This window comes from Deferrivibrio essentukiensis, from assembly GCF_020480685.1.
GTDB lineage: Bacteria > Chrysiogenota > Deferribacteres > Deferribacterales > Deferrivibrionaceae > Deferrivibrio > Deferrivibrio essentukiensis.
In genome coordinates, this window is the sequence record NZ_JAJAFU010000003.1 from 56,683 (window position 1) to 78,814 (window position 22,132).

At 37.4% G+C, this 22,132-nt stretch carries 20 protein-coding genes and 1 riboswitch; of the genes, 5 read left to right on the top strand and 15 right to left on the bottom strand.

Annotation, left to right across the window (positions count from 1 at the left end; translation table 11 throughout):
• The first annotated feature begins 12 nt into the window (after window positions 1-12).
• Both sdhA and LF845_RS02485 read left to right on the top strand, forming a co-directional pair.
• Window positions 13-1,782, top strand: coding sequence for a succinate dehydrogenase flavoprotein subunit (gene sdhA, locus LF845_RS02480; protein WP_242819412.1), 1,770 nt, complete (start codon window positions 13-15; stop codon window positions 1,780-1,782).
• Between the two features lie 12 nt (window positions 1,783-1,794).
• Entirely contained in the window at window positions 1,795-2,505 is a 711-nt protein-coding gene (locus tag LF845_RS02485; RefSeq protein ID WP_242819413.1) for a succinate dehydrogenase iron-sulfur subunit, read from the top strand.
• A gap of 59 nt (window positions 2,506-2,564) precedes the next feature.
• Here the strand turns inward: LF845_RS02485 and LF845_RS02490 are convergent, their stop codons facing one another.
• The 10 genes from LF845_RS02490 to acnB all read right to left on the bottom strand — a co-directional run bounded on the left by LF845_RS02490 (window position 2,565) and on the right by acnB (window position 13,919).
• Window positions 2,565-2,867 carry an FAD assembly factor SdhE gene (locus LF845_RS02490; protein ID WP_242819414.1) on the bottom strand — a complete coding sequence of 101 codons (303 nt, stop codon included), beginning with the start codon at window positions 2,865-2,867 and terminating at the stop codon, window positions 2,565-2,567.
• Window positions 2,868-2,917: 50 nt separating this feature from the next.
• Window positions 2,918-3,457, bottom strand: a complete 540-nt coding sequence (locus tag LF845_RS02495; protein ID WP_242819415.1) for a 2-oxoacid:acceptor oxidoreductase family protein — start codon at window positions 3,455-3,457, stop codon at window positions 2,918-2,920.
• Between the two features lie 9 nt (window positions 3,458-3,466).
• Entirely contained in the window at window positions 3,467-4,276 is an 810-nt protein-coding gene (locus LF845_RS02500; protein WP_242819416.1) for a 2-oxoacid:ferredoxin oxidoreductase subunit beta, read from the bottom strand.
• On the bottom strand, window positions 4,277-5,413 hold the full coding sequence (locus LF845_RS02505; protein WP_242819417.1) for a 2-oxoacid:acceptor oxidoreductase subunit alpha: 1,137 nt from the start codon (window positions 5,411-5,413) through the stop codon (window positions 4,277-4,279).
• Between the two features lie 16 nt (window positions 5,414-5,429).
• Window positions 5,430-5,633: a 4Fe-4S dicluster domain-containing protein gene (locus tag LF845_RS02510; RefSeq protein ID WP_242819418.1), complete on the bottom strand. Its 204-nt coding sequence runs from the start codon at window positions 5,631-5,633 to the stop codon at window positions 5,430-5,432.
• Between the two features lie 14 nt (window positions 5,634-5,647).
• A complete protein-coding gene (gene sucD / locus LF845_RS02515; protein ID WP_242819419.1) occupies window positions 5,648-6,517 on the bottom strand; it encodes a succinate--CoA ligase subunit alpha in 870 nt (289 codons plus the stop codon).
• Window positions 6,517-7,695, bottom strand: a complete 1,179-nt coding sequence (gene sucC / locus LF845_RS02520; RefSeq protein WP_242819420.1) for an ADP-forming succinate--CoA ligase subunit beta — start codon at window positions 7,693-7,695, stop codon at window positions 6,517-6,519. Before sucC ends, sucD begins: the two co-directional genes overlap by 1 nt.
• A 150-nt stretch (window positions 7,696-7,845) precedes the next feature.
• Entirely contained in the window at window positions 7,846-8,820 is a 975-nt protein-coding gene (gene mdh / locus LF845_RS02525; RefSeq protein ID WP_242819421.1) for a malate dehydrogenase, read from the bottom strand.
• Window positions 8,821-8,898: 78 nt separating this feature from the next.
• Window positions 8,899-11,124, bottom strand: a complete 2,226-nt coding sequence (locus LF845_RS02530) for an NADP-dependent isocitrate dehydrogenase (RefSeq protein ID WP_242819422.1) — start codon at window positions 11,122-11,124, stop codon at window positions 8,899-8,901.
• 254 nt (window positions 11,125-11,378) lie between these two features.
• Window positions 11,379-13,919 (bottom strand): bifunctional aconitate hydratase 2/2-methylisocitrate dehydratase, encoded by a 2,541-nt coding sequence (gene acnB, locus LF845_RS02535; RefSeq protein WP_242819423.1) that lies wholly within the window; start codon window positions 13,917-13,919, stop codon window positions 11,379-11,381.
• 266 nt (window positions 13,920-14,185) lie between these two features.
• On the opposite strand from acnB, the gene LF845_RS02540 reads away from it, so the two are divergent.
• The gene (locus LF845_RS02540) at window positions 14,186-15,802 is read left to right on the top strand and encodes a fumarate hydratase (RefSeq protein WP_242819424.1); all 1,617 of its coding nucleotides are present in this window, start codon (window positions 14,186-14,188) and stop codon (window positions 15,800-15,802) included.
• Window positions 15,803-15,851: 49 nt separating this feature from the next.
• Here LF845_RS02540 and LF845_RS02545 read toward each other — a convergent pair whose 3' ends face one another.
• From LF845_RS02545 to thiC, 4 genes are all read right to left on the bottom strand, one after another.
• Window positions 15,852-16,370: a DUF2155 domain-containing protein gene (locus LF845_RS02545; protein WP_242819425.1), complete on the bottom strand. Its 519-nt coding sequence runs from the start codon at window positions 16,368-16,370 to the stop codon at window positions 15,852-15,854.
• Between the two features lie 276 nt (window positions 16,371-16,646).
• Complete coding sequence (gene thiL / locus LF845_RS02550; RefSeq protein WP_242819426.1) at window positions 16,647-17,564, bottom strand: thiamine-phosphate kinase; 918 nt, start codon at window positions 17,562-17,564, stop codon at window positions 16,647-16,649.
• Window positions 17,557-18,198 (bottom strand): thiamine phosphate synthase, encoded by a 642-nt coding sequence (gene thiE / locus LF845_RS02555; RefSeq protein WP_242819427.1) that lies wholly within the window; start codon window positions 18,196-18,198, stop codon window positions 17,557-17,559. The genes thiL and thiE overlap by 8 nt, the downstream gene beginning before the upstream one ends.
• Window positions 18,171-19,436, bottom strand: coding sequence for a phosphomethylpyrimidine synthase ThiC (gene thiC, locus LF845_RS02560; RefSeq protein ID WP_242819428.1), 1,266 nt, complete (start codon window positions 19,434-19,436; stop codon window positions 18,171-18,173). Before thiC ends, thiE begins: the two co-directional genes overlap by 28 nt.
• 58 nt (window positions 19,437-19,494) lie before the next feature.
• Window positions 19,495-19,584, bottom strand: a riboswitch (TPP riboswitch).
• A 151-nt stretch (window positions 19,585-19,735) separates the two neighbouring features.
• Between thiC and LF845_RS02565 the strand changes: the two genes are divergently transcribed.
• Together LF845_RS02565 and LF845_RS02570 are read left to right on the top strand one after the other, a co-directional pair.
• Complete coding sequence (locus LF845_RS02565) at window positions 19,736-21,025, top strand: 4Fe-4S binding protein (RefSeq protein WP_242819429.1); 1,290 nt, start codon at window positions 19,736-19,738, stop codon at window positions 21,023-21,025.
• Window positions 21,022-21,408, top strand: coding sequence for a hypothetical protein (locus LF845_RS02570; RefSeq protein WP_242819430.1), 387 nt, complete (start codon window positions 21,022-21,024; stop codon window positions 21,406-21,408). Before LF845_RS02565 ends, LF845_RS02570 begins: the two co-directional genes overlap by 4 nt.
• Here the strand turns inward: LF845_RS02570 and amrA are convergent.
• Window positions 21,405-21,968 carry an AmmeMemoRadiSam system protein A gene (gene amrA / locus LF845_RS02575; RefSeq protein ID WP_242819431.1) on the bottom strand — a complete coding sequence of 188 codons (564 nt, stop codon included), beginning with the start codon at window positions 21,966-21,968 and terminating at the stop codon, window positions 21,405-21,407. The two genes, LF845_RS02570 and amrA, sit on opposite strands and share 4 nt — an antisense overlap.
• Window positions 21,969-22,132 lie beyond the last annotated feature (164 nt).

The following is a 22,132-nucleotide window of genomic DNA, read 5'->3' on the forward strand; positions in this document are numbered from 1 at the left end:
AGAGGTTAAGATATGTCTGTAAAAGTAGAGTATCATAAATTTGATGTTGTCGTCCTTGGTGCTGGTGGGGCTGGACTTAATGCAGCTCAAGTAGCATCTCAATATTGTAGTACTGCAGTAATTTCAGAAGTATATCCTACACGTAGCCATACCATTTCTGCACAAGGCGGTATTTCTGCTGCACTTGGTAACTTGGAAGAGGATCACTGGCATTGGCATATGTATGACACTGTAAAAGGTAGTGATTATCTTGCTGACCAAGATTCATGTGAGTATATGACTAAACTTGCTCCACAATATGTAATTGAGCTTGAACACATAGGTGTTCCATTCAGTAGAACTCCTGATGGGAAAATTGCTCAAAGGCCATTTGGAGGCCACACTGCGGAGTTCGGTAAGAGACCTGTAAAGAGGGCTTGCTATGCAGCTGACAGAACAGGTCACGTAATGCTTCAGACTCTTTATGAGAAGGCTGTTGCACAAAAGACTCAATTTTTTAGTGAATTTTATGCATTAGAGCTTCTCGTAAATGATGGTGCCGTAAATGGTGTATTATGCTGGGATATTCAAAATGGCGGATTCCATCTTTTTCATGCCAAATCTGTTGTATTTGCTACCGGTGGTTGTTCAAGATTTTATAAAACCACATCCAATGCACACATTAATACCGGTGATGGTCTTACTCTTGCAATGAGAAAGGGTTTCTCCTGGTCTGACCCTGAATTTATACAGTTCCACCCCACAGGGATTTATATTGCTGGAAACCTTATTACAGAAGGTGTTAGAGGTGAAGGTGGTATTCTTCTTAACGCTAACGGCGAAAGATTTATGGAAAAGTATGCACCAACTATTAAAGACCTTGCACCAAGAGATATCGTTTCCCGCTCAATGGTTAAAGAAGTTTTAGCTGGACGTGGTGTTGGTCCTAAAAAAGACCACGTACTTTTAAAAATAGATCATATCGGTGCAGATGCAATTATGGAAAAACTTCCGGGCATTCATGAGCTTACACTTGTTTTTGCTGGTGTTGATTGTACTAAAGAGCCAATCCCTGTAATGCCTACTGCTCACTATCAAAATGGTGGTATACCAACTAACTATAAAACTCATGTAATCAAGGCTTTTGGTGAAAACCCAGAAGAGACAGTGCCTGGGTTCTTTGCCGCCGGTGAAGTAGCTTCAGCTTCTGTCCATGGTGCTAACAGACTTGGAACTAACTCTCTTCTTGACCTTGTAGTATTTGGTAGGACTGCCGGTGAGGAGGCTGCAAAATATGCAAAAGATAACGGATTTGTACCACTTGCAGAAGATGCTGGGAAAGAAGGGATTGAATTATTGCAAAAATTCTTAAACGCTAATGGTGAATATACTTTTGGACCTGTTTATACTGAACTTACTGAGACTATGGAAAAGAATGTTGGAGTTTTCAGGACTGAAGAAACTATGACTCAAGCAAAAGCTGATTTGGCAGAATTGGCTAAAAAGATGGAAAACTTTAGAGTTAATGATAAATCTAACATCTATAATTTAGAGCTCATTGAAGCCCTTGAACTAAATAATATGATAATTAATGCAAGAGCATTAACTGAGTCAGCTCTACTTAGGAAAGAATCAAGAGGTGGTCACGCAAGAGAAGATTATCAAGAGAGAGATGATGCCAACTTCCATAAACATAGTGAAGTAACACTTGATAAAGAAGGAAACGTGATCGTTGGATACAGACCGGTTAGGATGAAACCACTTACTGTTGAAACTTTCCCACCAAAGCCAAGGGTATATTAAGAGGAGGGCAAAATGAGTAAATTTGTAACTTTTGAAATTTTTAGATACGACCCAGAGAAGGATAAAGAGCCATACTACCAGTCTTATAAAGTAGAAATCAGAAGGCCAGGTATGCTAATGCTTGAAGGCCTTAACCAGATTAAATGGGAGCAGGATACTACACTTGCATTCAGACGTTCCTGCCGCGAAGGTGTTTGTGGATCTGACGGTATAAATGTCAACGGTGTAAACATGCTATCTTGCATGACAAAGATTGAAGACTTAGGTTCTGATCATCTCGTAATTCAGCCTTTGCCTGGTATGCCGGTAATGAGAGACTTGGTGACTGATGTTGATGATTTTTTTGAAAAGTTTATTACAGTTAAGCCTTACCTTATCAGAAAATCTCCTGCTCCAGACAAAGAGTATTATCAGTCTCCTGAAGACAGGAAAAAATTGGATGGTCTTTACGAATGTATTCTATGCGGATGCTGTTCATCCTCTTGCCCATCTTACTGGGCTGACAAAAAATATTTGGGACCTAACGCCTTCTTAAGAGCTTATAGATATTTAATTGACTCAAGGGATGAAGGTGCTGAAGAAAGATTGCCTATTTTAAACGACAAAAACGGCGTATGGCGTTGTCACACAATCTACAATTGTGTGGAAGCTTGTCCTAAAGAACTTAATCCGACTAAAGCTATTGTTGGCATTCGCCAAATGCTTCTTGAAAGGAAATATTAATAAAAAGCCCGCCGAAAGGCGGGTTTTTTTATTTATATTTCATCTTTTATTTTTTATTTTTATTTTGATTTAACCTTATCTCTTACAGTTTTGGCAAATATTTCTATATCTTTCAGAAACTTGTACTCATACTGCTCTTTATAATCTTCAGCGGTTTTATTTCCCATTATTATATCAAACAAGTCATTATCGTATATATCTTTCAAAAATATATTAAATCTATCCAAATCATCTATCGAGTAGTTATTAATTACAAAACTATTTAAGAAATCTTTAAGAAAATACTCATTTTCAAGCATTGCCCGTCTGGCGCATTGAAATGCACATTTTTTAAATTCCTTTGTTTCTTTTATATTATCCATTATTTCCCTCTATAATAAAAAGTCCGCATAAAAGCGGACTTTTTAAATTATTACATATTTTTTTTGGCAAGCTCCATACCAGCGTAAAGAGCCTTTTTATTGAGCTCTTCAGTCCCTTTTGGTACTTTACTTAGCACACCTTTTTCCAGTTTATCAACATCCAGCAGATTGGTAATTTGATTTACAACACCCAATGTTACAATGTTTGCTACCATCGACTTTCCAATATCTTCTGCTGCTGTCTTTATGATTGGTAATGCATATACTTTAAAATTCCCCTTTGGAAGATCTTTTACAAGCATACTATCAACTATCACAACGCTACCTTCTTTAGCATCACCAATAAACTTATCACATGCTTCTTGAGTAAGAGCAACGAGGACATCTGATTTTAAAACTTTTACATAGTTAATATCTTCATCACTTATTACGACCTCACCTCTGGCTGCGCCACCTCTTGCCTCAGGTCCATATGATTTTGTCTGCACAGCCTTTTTACCTGCAAATACAGCAGCATAGCCTAAGATTGCTGCTGCAGTAATAGTTCCTTGTCCACCTGAACCACCTAATCTTATATCAACTCTTGCCATCTTATACTCCTATTTTTTTAATCCAACAGTTGCATCATATGTTTCAATATACTCTGGTTTCTCTTCCTTATGAAGAACACCAATAGTAAACTTTCCAGCCAGTTCTTCTTCAGACATCTTCTTAGCTTTTTCAATATTAACTGCACTGTCTTTCATCCATAAAAGCATTGATGTAGGAGTCTTAAATTTATTCTTTCTACCAAAACCGGTTGGGCATGCGTTGATAATTTCAACTACACTTAAACCTTTATGTTGGAACGCTTCCTTCATTGTTTTTTCACAATGTGCAACATGGTATGCTGTAGTTCTTGCAACAAAGGTCGCTCCAGCACCAATTGCAAGGTCAGTAATTGTAAAGTTATTTTCAGTCATACCATATGGTGCAGTTGTTGCCCATGCACCCTTTGGAGTTGTAGGAGAATATTGGGCACCGGTCATACCATAAATATTATTATTAAATACAAACACCGTCATATCAATATTCCTTCTGCAAGCATGGATAAAATGATTACCGCCTATAGCAGTCATATCACCGTCTCCACCCATTGCAAGAACTTTCAAGTTTGGATTTGCCAACTTTATACCGGTAGCAAACGCAATTGATCTACCATGGGTAGTATGTAAAGTGTTAAAATCAACATATCCGGGCAAACGGCTTGCACATCCAATACCTGAAACTATTGCAACATCATTTTTATCCCACTGTAAGGAACCTATTGCTCTGATGAGAGATTTCAATACGATACCGTATGTACAGCCTGCACACCAAATATGCGGCAGTTTCCCTTTTCTCAAATATTTAGCGTAATCGTAAGCCATTTATACAAACCTCCTGATTTTTTCCAGGATTTCCCCGGGAAGGATAGGATCAAGCATTAAGCTATAAAGCCCCTCTACCCCACAGCGACCTTTTGCAACTCTTTGGACCTCAAAAGTCATCTGACCTAAGTTCATTTCAGGAACTACGATACCTTTTACATTATTCTTGGATAATAACTTATCAAGATGTTTTTCCGGGAAAGGCCAAATTGTCAATGGTCTGACAAGGCCTGCTTTAATACCCTGATTTCTTGCCTCAACTACTGCATGCTTAGCTGATCTTGCAGTAACCCCAATAGCAAATACAAGTACCTCTGCATCATCAGTCATAAATTCTTCTACTTTAACTATATCATCATAGTTTTTATTTAGTTTTTCAATAAGTCTTACAGTATTTTTAGTATGAAGTTCAGGATCATTTGTGGGGAAACCATCTGCTGCGTGGTGTAAACCTGTTATGTGATACCTATATCCGGAACCAAAAGGTGGCATTGGATTAACATCTTTATCCATGTCATATGGCAGATACTCTTCCGGTTTACAGTCAGGCATAAGTCTATCAACAACTTCCAATTCACCCGGTTCAGGGATAACTAATTGCTCCATCATTTGCCCTATGATTGAATCTGTAAGCACAAAAACAGGACATCTATATTTTTCTGCGAGATTAAATGCCCTAACCGTTTCATCAAATTGCTCTTGAACAGATGCAGGAGTTACTGCTATAACTGGGTGGTCTCCATGAGTACCCCATTTTGCCTGCATAATGTCTGACTGACTTGGGCCGGTTGGCATACCTGTAGAAGGTCCACCTCTCATTACATCAACAATTACACATGGAATCTCACAAAGCATCGCATAACCAATATTTTCCTGCTTTAGTGAAAATCCCGGACCACTTGTAGCAGTCAAAGCTTTTGCACCTGCAATTGATGCACCTATTACTGAAGCCATTGCAGCAATCTCATCTTCCATCTGTATAAACCTTCCACCAACTTGAGGTAACCTTTCAGCCATTCTTTCTGCTACTTCTGTTGAAGGTGTAATCGGGTATCCGCCAAAAAACTTGCAACCAGCATACAGTGCCCCTTCTGCGATTGCATAGTTACCCATCATAAATTCTACTTTTTTAGCCACGTGTATCCCCCTTAATTTACTCTTTCTCTTTCTTATAAACTACAATTGCAAAATCAGGACATCTCAGTTCACACTGCATACAAGCAATACACTTTTCCAAGTCCTTTACGGCAACTTTAAAGTCAACCATTTCAATTGCATTTGTAGGGCAAAGCTCAACACATATCTCACAACCTTTGCACCATTTTTTATTAATCTCTATTCTTTCTGCTTTAGCCATCTACTACTCCTTAATTATTTAAGAATTTTAGCAACTGTTTCACCAATATCTGCCGGACTCACAACGACATGAACACCTGCCGCTGTCAAAGCATCCATTTTTTCTTTGGCAGTCCCTTTACCACCGGAAATGATAGCACCTGCATGCCCCATTCTTTTACCTTTAGGAGCAGTCTGTCCGGCTATAAATGCTACTACCGGTTTTTTTATATTTTTCTTAATAAATTCAGCTGCTTCTATCTCCAAAGTACCACCTATTTCACCAATCATAACTATTGCTTTGGTTTCAGGGTCTTCTTCAAACATAGGAAGCAAATCTTTATAACTTAATCCGATAATTGGGTCCCCACCAATTCCAACGGCTGTAGTCACACCAAAACCTGCTTTAACTACCTGGTTACTTGCTTCATAAGTCAAAGTACCTGATTTGGAAATTAGTCCAACAGGTCCTTTCTTAAAGATAAATCCGGGCATAATTCCGATTTTGCACTCTTCAGACGTAATAATTCCCGGACAGTTAGGTCCAATCATCTTCATACCTTTTTTGACTGCATAGGCCTTAGCATACATCATATCTTTTACAGGTGTGCCCTCAGTAATTGTAACAGCAAGCTCGATACCGGCATCAGCAGCTTCCATAACAGCATCAGCAACAAATGCAGGTGGAACAAATATCAAACTAACTGTTGCACCGGTAGCCTCAACAGCTTCTTCAACGGTATTGAAGACAGGTTTACCAAGATGAGTCTGCCCACCCTTACCAGGAGTAACACCGCCAACTATCTTAGTGCCATACTCCATACATTGCTCGGCATGAAAAGTACCTTCCCTTCCGGTAAAGCCTTGAACTATTACTTTTGTGTCTTTATTAACAAGAATGCTCATTATTTACCCCCTTTAGCTGCGCTAACAACTTTTTTAGCGCCATCTTTAAGATCATTGGCTGATATAATATTTTCAATTCCTGAATTGTTAAGTATTTCAGAGGCTTCTTCTGCATTTGTACCATCAAGTCTTACTACCACAGGCACATCAACTTTTGTAAGTTTGGTTGCTTCAAGAATACCGTTTGCTACTCTATCGCATCTTACTATACCACCAAAAATATTCACAAAAATTGCCTTCACGTTTGGATCTCTTAAAATTATCTCAAAACCCTTAGCAACAGTTTCAGCACTTGCTCCGCCGCCAACATCCAAAAAGTTTGCAGGCTGACCACCTTCATGCTTTATAATATCCATAGTTGCCATTGCAAGCCCTGCACCATTAACCATACAGCCTACATTGCCATCAAGCTTAATATAACTTAAGCCGTACTTTCCGGCCTCTATCTCTGTAGGCTCTTCTTCAGTTAAATCTCTCATAGCAAGAATTTCAGGTTGTCTGTACAGTGCGTTGTCATCAAATCCCATTTTAGCGTCAAGAGCTACAAACTTCTTATCTTTTGTGCGGATTAATGGGTTTATTTCGATAAGATTTGCATCGTAATCCATATATACGTGATAAAGTGCCTGAGCAAAACTTATAAATTTATTTACCTGATCTTTAGAAAGACCAAGACCAAATGCAAGTTTTCTACCGTGAAATCCCTGAAAACCGATTGCAGGATCTATTTCAACCTTGATGATCTTTTCCGGGGTTTTAGCTGCAACCTCTTCTATCTCCATTCCACCTTCAGTGGAAGCCATCATAACCGGCTTTTCAGAAGCTCTATCTAACACCATCCCAAGATAAAACTCTTTTTCAATCTCAGCACCCTCTTCAATATAGATTCTGTGCACTGTTTTACCTTCAGGACCTGTTTGATGTGTAACCAGTGTTTTACCTAAAAGCTCCTTTGCAAACATCCCAACCTCTTCTGTGGATCTTGCAAGTTTGACACCGCCGGCTTTCCCCCTGCCTCCGGCATGAATCTGAGCTTTTACTACCCAAACATCTAAATCTCCACCTAATTGTTGAGCAGCCTTAACAGCATTTTCAGGTTTGAATGCGACAAAACCCTTTGGAGTTGGGACTCCATACTTACGGAAAATCTCTTTTGCCTGATGCTCATGAATGTTCATAACTCACCTTCCTAATTATTATGTTTATTCTGTCCATATTTTAGCAAAATTCACTACTAATACCATTCTAGCCCCATTTCAAGCATTATTTTAAGGTGAGCTACTTTTAAAACGGGGTATTAAAATACCCCGTAAATCATATGTTAATTTTTAAAGAAATCCTAATCTCTTCATATCATCAATAAGCTTTTTAACAGCATTAACTGAGTTGTCAAACATTGCCTGCTCCTCATCATTAAGGTCAAGTTCAACAACCTTTTCTACACCGTTACCACCCAAAATTACAGGTACTCCAACATAAAAATCCTTAACTCCATACTCTCCATCAAGATATGCACACACTGGTAATACCCTCTTCTGATCTCTCAATATAGCCTCAGCCATCTGAATTGCTGAAGAAGCAGGAGAATAAAATGCTGAACCTGTCTTAAGAAGTGCAACTACTTCACCGCCGGCCTTTTTAGTCCTTTCAACCATTGCGTCCATTACTTCCTTAGCTTTAGCCTTATCACCATATTTCTTTTCCAAAAGCTCAACTACCGGGCAGCCATTAACATTGGCATATCTTACCAATGGAACCATAGTATCTCCATGACCACCAAGAACCATTGCATTTACATCCTTAACAGAAACTCCAAGCTCCCATGCTATAAAGGTAGCAAATCTTGAAGAGTCAAGAACACCTGCTTGACCCATAACTCTATTTGCCGGGAATCCAGTTACCTCTTTCATCAATGTAACCATCGCATCAAGAGGGTTTGAAATAACTATTACGTAAGAATCTGGTGCATACTGCTTGATATTTTCAGCAACTGTTTTAATAATCTTTGCATTTGTTGTTAAAAGATCATCTCTACTCATGCCAGGCTTTCTTGGTAAACCTGCAGTTACAATTACAATATCAGATCCTTCAATGTCCTTATAATCGTTTGTACCGTTAACTTTAACATCAAAGCCATCTACTCTTGAAGCTTCAGCAATATCAAGAGTTTTACCTTGAGGCATATCCTCAACTATGTCATACATAACCACATCGCCTAGCTCTCTCAAAGCAGAAAGCTGAGCCAAAACACCACCAATTTGTCCACCACCTATTAAAGCAATTTTTGGTCTTTTAAAAGCCATATTTTGCCCCCTTTATATTTTTTCTTGCTAATGCAAGCATTACACACTCAAACAGCTCGGGGCACTAGCCCCGAAAATTTATATAGCATCAATTATTGCATTATAAGTCGCACTTGGCCTCATCGCAGCTTCAGCCTTAGCTGGGTCAGGCCTATAGTATCCGCCAATATCTACAGGCTTACCCTGACATTTAATGAGGTCAGCATCTATCTTTTCAGCATTTTCAGCCAGCTCTTTGGCAACTTTTGTAAACTTAGCTTTCAATTCAGCGTCCTCATTTTGAGCTGCGAGAGCTTGTGCCCAGTAAAGAGTGAGATAAAAACTGCTGCCTCTATTATCTATCTCTCCTGCTTTTCTTGAAGGAAGCTTTTGATTTTCAAGATATGTACCAATTGCTTCATCCAATGTTTTTGCCAATACTTCAGCTTTTTTATTTTTATAATTTCTCGCTACAAGTTCCAAAGAAGGAACAAGTGCGCAATATTCGCCCAATGAATCCCACCTTAAATGCCCTTCTTTCAAGAATTGCTGAACATGCTTAGGTGCTGAACCACCTGCTCCTGTTTCAAAAAGTCCGCCACCTGCAAGAAGTGGAACAATAGAAAGCATCCTTGCTGAAGTACCAAGCTCCAATATTGGGAAAAGATCAGTTAAATAATCCCTTAAAACATTACCCGTAGCAGAAATTGTGTTAAGCCCTTTTCTTATCCTTTCAAGAGAGAATCTCATCGCCTCAACAGGGGCCATTATATGCCACTCAACCCCTTCAGTATCAAACTCAGGCGCATACTTTTTAATTTTTTTAATAATTTCAGCATCATGCCCTCTTTTTTCATCAAGCCAAAAAACTACAGGCTCCCCTGATTCTTTCGCTCTTCTAAATGCAAGGCCAATCCAATCTTTAATTGGTATATCTTTTGTCTGGCATGAGCGATATATATCACCTTTTTCTACTTCTTGCTCCATCAAAACAGTACCGTCTGAAGCAACAACCTGAAACTTACCTTTAGCTTCGGCTATAAATGTCTTGTCATGAGAACCATACTCTTCAGCCTTCTGAGCCATTAAACCGACATTTGACACACTGCCCATAGTCGCAGGGTCAAACTGCCCATTCTTTTTACAATCTTCTATGATTTCGCTGTACATAGTAGCGTAACATCTATCAGGAATCATAGCTATTGTATCTTGTAGCTCATCATTTTTATTCCACATTTTCCCGCCATCTCTTACAACAACAGGCATTGAAGCATCAATTATAACATCATTTGGAACATGAAGATTTGTAATATTGTTTCTTGAGTCTACCATTGCAAGGGCCGGCTGTTTTTCATAGCAGGCCTCTATATCTTTTAAAATCTCTTCCTTTTTCTCAACAGGTAATTTTTCCAGTTTTGCTAAAATATCACCCAAACCAAAGTTAGGGTTTGCTCCTATCTCCTTTAAAGTATCAGCATGTTTTTCAAGTGCATCTTTAAAATATACTGATACTGCGTGGCCAAACATAACGGGGTCAGATACCTTCATCATTGTAGCTTTTAAATGCAAGGATAGAAGAACATCTTTTTCCTTAGCCTCTTTTGCAGTTTTCTCATAAAATTCACGAAGCTTAGCCACATGCATTACTGAGCTATCGAAAACTTCGCCATCAAGAAGCTTTACTTCTTTTTTAACTTCTACTTTTCCATTTTCATCTACAAATTGTATTTTAACTGTATCTGTTTTAGTCATTGTAACTGACTTTTCAGTCTCATAAAAATCTCCACTATCCATGTGGGCTACCCTACACTTTGAATCAGTAGGCCAAGGTTTCATCATTTTATGAGGATTTTTCTGAGCAAACTTTTTAACTGACTTAGCAGCCCTTCTATCTGAATTACCTTCACGCAGCACAGGATTAACAGCAGAACCTAAAATTTTTGAATATCTTTCTTGAATCTTTTTTTCCTCGTCGGTCTTAGGCTCTTCAGGATATGATGGCACATTGTAACCTTTTTCCTGCAACTCTTTAATTGCAGCTTGCAATTGAGGCACGGAAGCACTAATATTTGGTAATTTTATAATATTTGCCTCAGGCTTCTTAACAAGATCCCCTAATTCAGCTAAATAATCAGGGATTCTCTGTTCTTCTGTTAAATAGTCAGGAAAGGCTGCAAGAATCCTTCCGGACAATGAAATATCCTTTAACTCAACATCGATACCCGCTTCTTTTGCAAATTTTTTAACTACCGGATAAAGCGCATAGGTAGCAAGTGCGGGCGCTTCATCAATTTCAGTCCATATTATCTTTGGATTCACACTCATAATACATCTCCTTATTTTTTGTTTAAAATATATAACACCTTTTCAATTTACAAAACATAAAAAATAACAATGTATACTGTATACAGATATACTCCAGACTCTATGTTTTGTCAAGAAATATTGAATATTTTAATAATAACACCTCACAAAGTGATTGGTTCAAAGATTTAACCATAAATACTATCGAAAAAAACTATACTACAACTAAACCAACGTTTTACTAAGCAAAAAGGCGCCAAATAGGCGCCCTCTGATTAAGCATACTTGAGCACTACTTTTTCCATTTTGTCAAATTCCAGATACCTATAGATCTCATCCTTATTAGGAGTAACCTTTTCATTAAATATCTTAAAGTACTCATCAACTGTCGGCAACTTCCCAAGTAAAGCTGCAATGGCAGCAAGCTCAGCTGAACCCAAAAATACTTGAGCTCCGTCACCAATCCTGTTATCGAAATTCCTTGTAGAGGTAGATATGACATTTGCTTTGGAGCGAACCCTTGCCTGATTACCCATACAGAGTGAACATCCAGGAATCTCTGTCCTTGCACCTATAACAGAGTAAATAGAGTAGTAGCCTTCACTCATAAGCTGAGCCTGATCCATTTTAGTCGGAGGTGTTAGCCAGATTTTAGTAGGAGCTTCTTTACTTCCTTCCCAAATTTTACCTGCAGCTCTAAAATGGCCAATATTAGTCATGCAAGAGCCGATAAACATTTCATCTATTTTAGTACCAGCAACATCAGATAACAATTTTACATCATCAGGGTCATTTGGACAAGCAAGTATAGGCTCTTTAATATCCGCCAAATCTATCTCTATAACGGCAGCGTATTCTGCATTTTCGTCACGTGAAAGAAGCTCAGGTTTTTCAAGCCACTTTTCACAATTTTCTATCCTTCTTTTTAGTGTATCAGCATACTGATATCCATCCTCTATCATAGCCTTCATTAAGGCAATGTTGCTTCTTAAATAGTTTGCAACAGTTTCTTCCGAAAGCTTGATAGTTGCTGCAGCAGCAGATCTTTCAGCAGCAGCATCAGTAAGCTCAAATGCCTGCTCAACTGTAAGATTTGGCAAACCTTCCATCTCAAGTATGCGACCATTAAATACGTTTTTCTTACCTTTCTTCTCTACAGTCAAAAGACCCTGCTGAATAGCATAATAAGGTATCGCATTTACCACATCCCTTAAAGTAATTCCTGGATTAAGCTCACCTTTAAATTTAACCAACACAGATTCAGGCATATCAAGAGGCATAAAACCTAATGCACCTGCAAAGGCAACAAGTCCAGAACCGGCTGGGAAAGATATACCAATTGGGAACCTTGTATGAGAATCGCCCCCTGTTCCAACTGTATCAGGAAGCAATAACCTGTTAAGCCATGAGTGGATTACACCGTCACCAGGTTTAAGTGCTACACCCTCCCTTTCAACAACAAATTGAGGTAGTGTCTTATGCATTTTCACATCTGCAGGTTTTGGATATGCTGCTGTATGGCAAAATGATTGCATAAACAGATCAGCCTGGAATTTCAAACATGCAAGCTCTTTTAATTCATCTGCAGTCATAGGACCTGTGGTATCCTGAGAACCAACTGTTGTCATTACCGGCTCACATGAAGTACCAGGTAATACACCTTCAACTCCACATGCCTTACCAACCATTTTCTGAGCTAAAGTATAACCCTGATTTGGTTTTGGTTTTGGATTATCCGCCTTTATGAATATATCTGTTTCAGGAAGACCAAGAAACTTCCTTGCCTTACCGGTCAAAGCCCTGCCTATTATAAGATTTAACCTTCCACCTGCTCTAAACTCATCGCGCAAAGTTGGTGGTTTAATTTCAAATGTTGAAACTACCTCACCTTTTTCATTTCTAATTTCACCTTTCTTGGTATCAATAGTAATTATATCACCTGTATTGAGCTTAGATACATCGCACATAATTGGCAAACCACCTGAATCCTGAGTCGTATTAAAGAATATAGGAGCAATAAGTCCACCCAATATTACCCCGCCTCTTCTCTTGTTTGGCACAAATGGAATATCATCGCCAATGTGCCACATTACAGAGTTGCAAGCAGATTTTCTTGATGAACCTGTCCCAACAACATCACCCACAAAAGCAACTTTGAGCCCTTGCTTTCTAAACTCTGCAATTTTTTCGTTTCCACCAGGAAATCTTGTTTCTCCCATAGCAAGAGCATGAAGAGGGATATCAGGTCTGCTCCAAGCATGCTTTGCCGGAGAAAAGTCATCCGTATTAATCTCACCGTCTACTTTATAAACTACAACCTTTATTTCATCTGCCAAAGGTTCTTTTGATGTAAACCACTCAGCATTTGCCCAAGATTCAAGAACCTCTTTTGCATATTTGTTTGTCTTAGAAAGCTCAGCTACTTTATCAAATGCATCGTAAACCAAAATAGTATTTTTTAACCCTTTTGCTGCTTCTTCAGCCAGCTCACTATCGCTCAAAAACTCTACCAAATACTGAACATTATAACCGCCAAGCATTGTCCCGAGCATAAAAACAGCGTCTTTTTTCGAAACCACCGGGGACTTAACTTCACCCTTAGCAACCTTGTTTAACCAATCAGCTTTTACCTTTGCAGCCGGATCAACACCCGGAGAAACCCTATCTCTCAATAGTTCAAGATAAAACTCACCCTTACCTTCTTCAGGAGATTGAAGCTTGTTACAAACAAACTCTGTCATCTCAGGACTTAAAGGAAGTGGTGGTATATTCATCTTTTTTCTGTCTTCAACATGTTTTAAATAATTATCTAACATAACTCTACCTCTCAAAAGTATTTTGTATTCTGTATACAATTTTATTTACATTTTGTCAAAATATTTTTAAAACATCTTTTTGAACAGTAATTAACGACTATTATATCTCAAAGCAAATAAATTAATTTAACCAATAATTGATATAGTATTTAGTAATAATATTTTAACTATCAATAAGTAATAAAATATTTTCTCGACAAAACCATTTTTTTGAAATAGAATGGCGTTAAATTTGCGTCAAACGACTAATAAAAAGGAGGTATGACATGGCAACACCAGAATTTTTTTATCAAGATCCATTCCCTCTGGGAAAAGAAAAAACTAAATACAGATTACTTTCAAAGGATGGAATCTCAATCAAAGATTTCAATGGACAAAAAATGCTTGTAGTTGAACCTGAAATGCTGACATTTCTTGCTAACCAAGCAATGAGGGATGTATCATTTCTATTAAGAGCAGAGCATAATGAAATGGTTGCAAAAATTTTATCTGACCCTGAAGCTTCTGAAAATGACAAGACAGTTGCACTTGCTTTTTTAAAAAATGCAGAAATAGCAGCTAACTTTGAGCTCCCATTCTGCCAAGATACAGGTACGGCAACAATAGTAGCCAAAAAAGGGCAAAATGTTTTCACCGGTGCTAACGATGCAGAATATTTAAGTAAAGGTGTATATAAAACATACACGGAAGAAAACTTAAGATATTCGCAAACTGTGGCTTTGGATATGTACAAAGAAAAAAACACCGGGACAAATCTACCCGCACAGATAGATATTTATGCTACTGAAGGTGATGAATATAAATTTTTATTTGTAGCTAAAGGTGGAGGAAGTGCCAATAAAACATACTTATTTCAAGAAACAAAGGCACTTTTAAATCCAGAAAAACTTGAAAAATTTCTTATAGAAAAAATGAAAACGCTTGGTACTGCAGCTTGTCCACCTTACCATCTCGCTTTTGTTATAGGCGGAACAAGTGCAGAAGCTAACCTTAAAACAGTAAAGCTTGCTTCAGCAAAATATTTGGATGAGCTCCCAACTACAGGAAATGAACACGGTAGAGCTTTCAGAGATATTGAACTCGAACAAAAAATACTAAAAGCTGCTCAAGAACTCGGGCTTGGCGCTCAATTTGGCGGTAAATACTTCTGTCACGACGTCAGAATAATCAGATTGCCAAGACACGGTGCATCTTGCCCAGTAGGTATGGGCGTGTCCTGCTCTGCAGACAGAAATGTAAAAGCAAAAATCAATAAAGATGGGATATGGCTTGAAGAGTTAGACAGAAACCCAGGTAGACTTATCCCTGACGAATACAGGACAAAAGAGGAAGCAGGAATCCCTATTGACCTTAACAAACCTATGAAAGAAGTCTTAGCTGAGTTAAGTAAATACCCTGTCGGTACTGCTCTCAGACTAAATGGCACATTGATAGTAGGAAGAGATATTGCTCACGCCAAGTTCAAGGAGATTATAGATAGTGGTAAAGAAGTTCCTGAATATCTTAAAAAACACCCCATTTATTATGCAGGACCTGCAAAAACTCCTCAAGGTAAACCTTCCGGTTCTTTTGGCCCTACTACAGCAGGTAGGATGGATTCTTATGTTGATCTGCTTCAGTCACACGGTGCATCAATGATTATGATTGCCAAAGGTAACAGAAGTCAGCAGGTAACCGATGCTTGTAAAAAATACGGCGGTTTTTATCTTGGCAGTATAGGAGGGCCTGCAGCACTGCTTGCTGAGAAAAATATTAAAAAGGTCGAATGTATAGATTTTCCTGAGCTCGGAATGGAAGCAGTATGGAAAATTGAAGTGGAAAACTTTCCTGCATTTATACTTGTCGATGATAAAGGTAACGATTTCTTCTCAAGATTTAAATAACAAAAAAGCGGCCCAATGGCCGCTTTTTTGTTATTCTATTAAAATTAATCTATTTTGTAACTGAACCTTTTAAGCTAATAGCGTACTCTTCATCAGTAAAAGGGTGCATGTCAGGAAAATTTTTAAATAACCAACCATCAAAAATCAGCTCTCCACCTTTGTAAACTTTAACCTTTGCGGCAGGGTTGTTTTCATCTGCTGATTTAGTAGTCATCTTATTGTCAGCATCCATAACAAAATCCGGTAAATAGTACTCTACCTCAATTGAAAGTGCAGTGCCAGAGGCCTGAGATTTCTGCCCAATCAACACTTCTGTCTCAAAATCTTTATTAGACTTTTTATCTACCACAGACAAAATTACACTTTTATATTTTTTTGCTACATCTTCAGGGACAATAATGCGTTTTTCAACAGGAGCTTTTTCAGCAGTAGGCTGCATCTGAGCTGCAGGCTGCTCCACCTGCTGTTGCTTTTGAGGCTGTGCACTTTCACTACCCTCATCCTTTATTGTATTTTGAGAACAAGAAATTATAAACACTGCCAAGCAAAGAACAATCAATCTTTTCATCCATATCCTCCGATACTAAAATTATAATTCTTAGTGTATAAAATTAAATACACTTAAAATCAAGAACTTTTTATCTGTCGTTAAACCTTTTTTTGTAACTTTATACTTTATTGCTAAATATTAAGTTTCTAAAACCTTTATAACCTATACAATCTTTATAAGAACTATTCTTTGCCCACAATTTACTGCTCACTTTTCACATCCCACTTTGCACAATTTTATAATTCAACTTTATATCACTTCTGCTCTGTGGGCATCTTAAGTATAACTTATTATTTATATTTTATGTTCAAAACCACTATCAGATATATTCGTCATTAAAGAGGAATCTTTTAAATAGACACCTTCACCTTCGGTAACATATCCAATCGATCTCACATCAGGGAATTTTTCTCTACAAGCACTTTCAAACTCTTCATTATTTTCACTTTTTACTGTAAACAAAAGTGCAAATTCCTCACCTGAAGAAATTATGTAATCGATAGGATTTTCTAAAGACAAACCATTAAAAATACTGCTATCAAGTTTATTTTGTTCAACAATTATTCTAACACCACTTTGTTTTGAAATATGGGAAGCATCCCTACCAAGTCCATCACTGATATCTATACAGGATGACACAAATGACGATTCACTCAAATACTTTGAAAGCTTAAGTTCAGGCTCATTTTTATAATGCAAGTATGGGTCGACATTAAAATCAACTACCTCTAATTCCTTTTCCAAAGAAACTTTAGAAAGACCTACAGACCTTGACAAATAAACCAAATCACCCGGCCTTGCTCCACTTCTCTTTAAAAGATTTTTGTACGGCTTGCCAATTACTGTTAGAGATAAAAAGATATCACTTCTACTTTTAGTGGTATCACCACCAATAAGCTCGATATTATAATTTTCAGTCATTTTGTTAATGGCAATCACGATATTATCTAAAAATGTATATTTGTCAGGAATCGATATACCAAGCAGGCAGTATTTTGGATACCCACCCATGGCGCATATATCGCTTATATTGGAAACAAATAATTTTTTAATTACCATTTCAATAGGAGTAGTGGGCAAAAAATGAATATTTTCAATCAGTATATCTTTTGCCACAAGATAGCCGTCAAAAAATGCCGCATCATCACCTATTGACAGGACATCCTCTTTTGGAGCTCTCTTTAATCTTTCTATAAAGTCAAATTCACCCATTTAAAATATCTAAAAACTCTCTAACAACTCTTTTCGGCTCACCAGAAGCACATATGGCACTTGAAACAGCTACACCAGCAACCTTAGTTTTACTAAAAACTTCAACATTATTAAGATTAATCCCGCCAATTGCAACCGCAGGCATATCTGTCATTTCTACAAGATTTAAAATACCTTCGGGGCCTATAACCGTCCGCAAGTCATCTTTAGTATTTGTATAAAATGCCGGTCCTACGCCTATATAATCTGCACGTGACTCTTCAGCAATTTTTAAATCTTCTAAATTGTTGCACGAATAGCCATAGCATATTTCAGGAAATCTTTCTCTCGCAACATCTAAAGGGATATCCTTGCCACCCAAATGTACATTTTTTACCCCTAAAGCCAGAGCAAGATCTAACCTATCATTTATAACTGTCAGAATATCATGCCCTTTGACTGCACTTAATAAAGTTTTAGCATTATAGTATCTTTCATTTATACTTTTATTTTTATCCCTTATTTGAATTGCGGTAATACCGCCATCAATAACTTCCTCTAAAAAATTTTTTAAAGGAAGCTTCAACATTGATGTTTCCAAAATAAGGTACAGTCGCAAATACTTCCTTATTTCTTGTCTATCTTTACCGCACATAACTTACCGCACATTGTGCATGAATTAACATCATTGTTTTTTTGATATTTTTCCCTTGCCCTCACAGGATCAATTGCCATAGAAAACATCCCTTCCCAATCAAGATTTTTTCTATAGATACTCATCTGGATATCCTTATCAATAGCACCCGGATACCCTTTAGCGATATCAGCGATGTGAGCAGCAATCTTTGAGGCGATTACACCTTCCCTCACATCATCCATATCAGGCAAGCATAAATGCTCGGCAGGAGTAACATAGCATAAAAAGTCAGCTCCGGCAGCACCTGCTATTGCTCCACCTATTGCACTGGTAATATGATCGTAGCCCGGTGCAATATCTGTAGGTAGAGGGCCTAAAATATAAAATGGTGCATCATTACACAATCTTTTTTGCAAAATCATATTAGCTTGAATCTGATTAAGAGGGACATGCCCTGGGCCTTCTATCATTGTCTGCACGTTTCTCTCTTTTGCCCTTTCTGCCAACTCACCCAATATAATTAACTCATCAATTTGCCCTCTATCTGTGGCATCAGCGATGGCTCCCGGTCTGAACCCGTCGCCAAGACTTAATGTTACATCATATTTGTAAGCTATTTCAAGCAAATCGTCATAATATTCAAAAAGGGGATTTTCTTTTCCGTTTTTTCTTATCCAGTCAGCAAGTATTGAGCCCCCACGGCTGACTATCCCGCAAATTCTGTTTGACCTGTCCATTCTGGCAACAGATTCCTTTGTAACACCACAGTGCACTGTAATGTAATCGACCCCCTGCTCACACTGCTTTTCAATAGACTTTAAAAGTTCTTCTCCATCCATTTTGTTTGTAGGGATATCTTTTTCAGCTAACCTGGCAGCAACTGCATAAATAGGCACAGCTCCAACCATAACGGAAGAATTTTCCAGTATCATACCCCTTATCTTTTCAAGGTCCCCCCCGGTAGACAAATCCATTACACTGTCTGCTCCGGCATCAATTGCGACCTGAAGTTTCTCCATTTCTCTTTCATAAGTGGGGCAATCACCGCTAGTCCCTATATTTGCATTAATTTTTGTTCTCATCATCTTTCCAATTGCCATTACATTTTCAAAATTTCGGTTTTTATTTTTTGGGATTACAACTTTACCTTCCGCAATTTGTCTCATTAAATCTTGAATTTCAATATTTTCATCTTTAGCAACTTTCCTCATCTCTTCAGTCGGGTTAAGTTGCTTAGCCGCTTCAAGCTGTGTCATCTTTATTCCTCCAATTTTTATAAAAAAAGCCACCGACGCGTAAACGGGTGGCTTAATATCTTAAGTCATATCCGTTTCCTACGCCGGCATTACCCGGTTCAGGTTCAGGGGTATATCTCAGCCATTCACGGCACCCCCACGGAAATTTTAGAGTTATTATAGACAACTTTTATATTAAAGCAAGAAATTAATTTAACAAAAGGCTGTATCTATCTGATAAACATTCTAAATGATGAGGTAACGCATTTACGCTTAAAATTTTACTTGAATTTGAACATGAAAAAATTTATTAACTTCCAATGGATTTGATATACAAGACAACGGAAGAAATTTTTGAAAGCTTTGTAGTTAACGCAAAATTTGATATTGTTGCCAAAGAGCATAACTTCGATATACAAATCGATAGCAACATATCTTATCTCACAGGCGCACAGATACCTAATGTACTTAACATTTCGGCAATTTTTGGCAAAAAATGTATAGCGTTCATATCCGAACTTTCTGAGTTTAAAATAAAAAATTTATTAAGCGGTGTTTTTATAATAGTTACCACCTCAATTCCAAAAAAGATTACAATCCCAACACTATTTTGCAAAAACGCAGATCAACTTGGATTTACCCTTGAAGCCGCTTATGAACTTTCCCTTGAAACAAGGCTCCCCGTCAATGTAGTGCTTGGCAGCAAAGCCATTAATAGTCTTGCCAAAGATTATACATTCAACATAAGCAGTCAGCAAAGCAGACAAAATATTTCAAAATCTAACATTAGAGATATTGACACTACCGTAATTGTGGAAAAACTTTCTCTTGCCGAAGCAATTCTTAACGCTAAATTGCCAAATACATTAAATTCTGATTTCTTATCCCTTAATTTTGAAGGTGAGTTTTTAAATTATATAATACCTCATACCAACCCAAACCCTGTAAGAACCACTTTTAAAGTATATAAAAAAGAGGTAGAGTATTTAAAACCTGTGTTAGAGTTGTTGAATATTAAATTTGATATAGTAGAACTTAGTAACTATGAATGTAATATCAGCACAAGAACTGCACTTTGCCCCGGCTGCCCTTTTGTAAGTATCTTTACAGCTTTGAAACTAAACGATTTTTACATATTCTCCAATATAAAATGCAAAAGTATTTATGAATCTTTTGATATCAACTATATGACTATGGATGAATTTTACGGACTACTGCTCGCCGAGGTTAAACAAAACTTTCTTTTTATCACTAACTATTCCGACTTTAATCAAAAATACCTTAAAAATGTCGATATCAAAGGGAAAGTTATACTCTTAAAAGATACGGAAATTGACAGAGAATTTTTTAAACTAACCAAATATCCATTTAAACTTACTAAACCAAACTTTATATTCCCATATTCCTGCGAAAACATTATCTCTTACAAAATCCCAAAAATAAAGACTGAAAAATGTAGCTGTTTAAGAGATGGAAAAGTGGCTGACTGCATGGCAAAAACGTTCTGCCCTGCTATCAAAGCTACCGATAATGCAATCAAGATAGACCCTCAGTTTTGTACCGGCTGTAGAGCTTGTGTAGCTTATTGCCCAAAAGGAGCCATAAAGTGAACTATACAGTCAACATGATTGGCAACTTAAGAGATTCTGTATTCTTAGATATTTTAAAACTAACACTTATCACAGCCGAAGAATCTGACTATTGTGTCAAAATATCTTCCAAACCGACAAAAAACCCTTTTGATTATGCAACAATATGCATAGAACTTAAAGGGAGCAATAAAAACAGTTACCAAAATATAATAGCTGATTTTGAAAATGCACTTTTAGACACAAAAATTGAAGCCACAATAATACAGGATACTGACTTCTATTCGCTTTTAGGTAAACTGTTGAAACAAATTGAAGATATAAACCCTTCTTTTGTCATAGGCTTCCTTCTCGACAAAAATAAACATAAAGAACTCGAAGCGTTTAAAGCAAGTTTCTACTAATGTAAAATATCTTCAGAAAAAACAACAGCCTCAAATCTGTATATTTTGACATCAGGTTGTTTCCAACAATCACCACTCAACCCGGCCTTATAACATGTGTGAGTCAAAAAAGTTTCCCTGTCAAAATTATGCTCAGTCGCCACTTGCGGCAACAAAACACCTGAATAATATCCTTTTCGAATATATATCCCATCCCTTCCTACAACTATATCCTCCGGACTGCAGGGGATCATTGGAGATAACACAGAAATTTCTATTTCACACTGTCTCAACTCATCGATATCTGCAACAGCAGGAAACCTCGGATCATTGAAAGCCGCATTTACTGCCATCTCGGCAACATTTTCAACAATATTCACATCCTCTCTAAAATTACCTATACACCCTCTGAGCATACCATCTAAATGTAAGGTAACAAAGCACCCCGAATTAAACTTCAAGCTATCAGGTATATTTTGCACATTAAAACAGATATCATTAAGTTTGCTCTGTATACTTTCCCTTGCCACTTTAAGCAAAAATATTTTGTCTTTTTTAGTAAGTCTAAAATCCACATTCATTGTTGAAAACCTGTTGATAAAAATATTTTACAACAACTTAGGCTATCATTATTTTCAATATAGCAATATTTTTTGCTCATACTACAATAAGTTACGGGAAAGCCCCTAAAAATAAAGAATAGCTTGTCAAGCATTTTTTTACATTTAAATATGTTGAAAATTTG

Coding starts and splice junctions, on each gene's coding strand:
- sdhA (WP_242819412.1), top strand. CDS start 13: ATGTCTGTAAAAGTAGAGTATCATAAATTTGATGTTGTCGTCCTTGGT.
- LF845_RS02485 (WP_242819413.1), top strand. CDS start 1,795: ATGAGTAAATTTGTAACTTTTGAAATTTTTAGATACGACCCAGAGAAG.
- LF845_RS02490 (WP_242819414.1), bottom strand. CDS start 2,867: ATGGATAATATAAAAGAAACAAAGGAATTTAAAAAATGTGCATTTCAA.
- LF845_RS02495 (WP_242819415.1), bottom strand. CDS start 3,457: ATGGCAAGAGTTGATATAAGATTAGGTGGTTCAGGTGGACAAGGAACT.
- LF845_RS02500 (WP_242819416.1), bottom strand. CDS start 4,276: ATGGCTTACGATTACGCTAAATATTTGAGAAAAGGGAAACTGCCGCAT.
- LF845_RS02510 (WP_242819418.1), bottom strand. CDS start 5,633: ATGGCTAAAGCAGAAAGAATAGAGATTAATAAAAAATGGTGCAAAGGT.
- sucD (WP_242819419.1), bottom strand. CDS start 6,517: ATGAGCATTCTTGTTAATAAAGACACAAAAGTAATAGTTCAAGGCTTT.
- sucC (WP_242819420.1), bottom strand. CDS start 7,695: ATGAACATTCATGAGCATCAGGCAAAAGAGATTTTCCGTAAGTATGGA.
- mdh (WP_242819421.1), bottom strand. CDS start 8,820: ATGGCTTTTAAAAGACCAAAAATTGCTTTAATAGGTGGTGGACAAATT.
- LF845_RS02530 (WP_242819422.1), bottom strand. CDS start 11,124: ATGAGTGTGAATCCAAAGATAATATGGACTGAAATTGATGAAGCGCCC.
- acnB (WP_242819423.1), bottom strand. CDS start 13,919: ATGTTAGATAATTATTTAAAACATGTTGAAGACAGAAAAAAGATGAAT.
- LF845_RS02540 (WP_242819424.1), top strand. CDS start 14,186: ATGGCAACACCAGAATTTTTTTATCAAGATCCATTCCCTCTGGGAAAA.
- LF845_RS02545 (WP_242819425.1), bottom strand. CDS start 16,370: ATGAAAAGATTGATTGTTCTTTGCTTGGCAGTGTTTATAATTTCTTGT.
- thiL (WP_242819426.1), bottom strand. CDS start 17,564: ATGGGTGAATTTGACTTTATAGAAAGATTAAAGAGAGCTCCAAAAGAG.
- thiE (WP_242819427.1), bottom strand. CDS start 18,198: ATGTGCGGTAAAGATAGACAAGAAATAAGGAAGTATTTGCGACTGTAC.
- thiC (WP_242819428.1), bottom strand. CDS start 19,436: ATGACACAGCTTGAAGCGGCTAAGCAACTTAACCCGACTGAAGAGATG.
- LF845_RS02565 (WP_242819429.1), top strand. CDS start 19,736: ATGGATTTGATATACAAGACAACGGAAGAAATTTTTGAAAGCTTTGTA.
- amrA (WP_242819431.1), bottom strand. CDS start 21,968: ATGAATGTGGATTTTAGACTTACTAAAAAAGACAAAATATTTTTGCTT.